Below are 1,071 nucleotides of genomic sequence, written 5' to 3'. Positions count from 1 at the left end.
TAGACAGGATGTCTATGATTTTTTCTGTATGAACTCTGGCTCCGTTTAATAGTCCTAAGTCGGTCGGATAACTAATAAGCTGTTGTGCCTTTAAATAGGGTATAATAAAAAATGAGTTTAGTCAATTTATACAAAAATGCCAGCTAAAAACCATCTCAATCCCCAACAAATAGAGAAACTACAAAAAGCCTTAAGAGAGGAAGAAAAGGCAAATATTAGAGAAAGAATTCTAATTTTATTATTGCTCAATGACGGCAAGACACAATCTAAAATTGCTGATTTTTTGGGTTGCTCAGTCAATAAAGTATCTTATTGGTGTGTCAAGGGAGACCCCGACAATCTAGAAAGTCTAATTGATGAGAGGATGAAGGGAAATCACAAAAAAGCCACAGATAAATATATAGATATATTATTAGAAACTATAGAAAAAGACCCTCAAGAATTAGGATATGATTTTGGACGATGGACAGCGCAGAGATTAGCAACATACTTAGAAGAATCCACAGGGATAAAATTAAGTGGAGGACAAATTCGGAGGATATTAAAGAAAAAAAAGTATGTTTACATCTGGGCTAAGTATAGCCTAGAGTCCAAGAGAAATCCTGAAAAAAGAACAGCGTTTAAAATAAAGATAGCAGAATATTTAAAAATAGAAAAATCAACGCCAGAACGATTACAGGTATGGTTTTGGGACGAAAGTGGATTTAGTTTAAGAGTCACCAGAAGAAAGAACTGGTGTAAAAAAGGCAGTCGAAAAAAAGTCCGAGGAGACCGAATAAAAGGCAGAGTTAATGTAATGGGAGGAGTGAGGAATTCGGATAAAAAAAGGTGGGTAGAGTTCCTCAAAAAAGGCAATTCATATAATTTTTATCAAGTGCTCAAACTCTTTTATGAAGAGCTAATCCATGAATGGGTATCAGCAGGTAATCAAGCCTCAGAATTTGCTGAAAAAGGAGCGAAAATAGTGATTGTTCTTGATAATGCTAGTTTTCATAAGAAAGAAGAGTACCTGAAAATAATTGAAACAGAAATGCCTAACCTTCATTTAGAATTCCTCCCCGAATACAGCCC

At 34.9% G+C, this 1,071-nt stretch carries 1 protein-coding gene; it reads left to right on the top strand.

Features of this window, described 5'->3' with window-relative positions; genetic code table 11:
• Positions 1-136: 136 nt before the first annotated feature.
• Positions 137-1,071 (top strand): IS630 family transposase (locus tag QUA70_RS28495; RefSeq protein ID WP_333410778.1); only part of this gene is annotated, 935 nt, incomplete at its 3' end.

The organism is Microcoleus sp. LAD1_D5 (genome assembly GCF_036702115.1).
Lineage (GTDB): Bacteria > Cyanobacteriota > Cyanobacteriia > Cyanobacteriales > Microcoleaceae > Microcoleus.
Note: the sequence above shows the minus strand (reverse complement) of the source record. Positions and strands in the feature narration are given on the sequence as shown.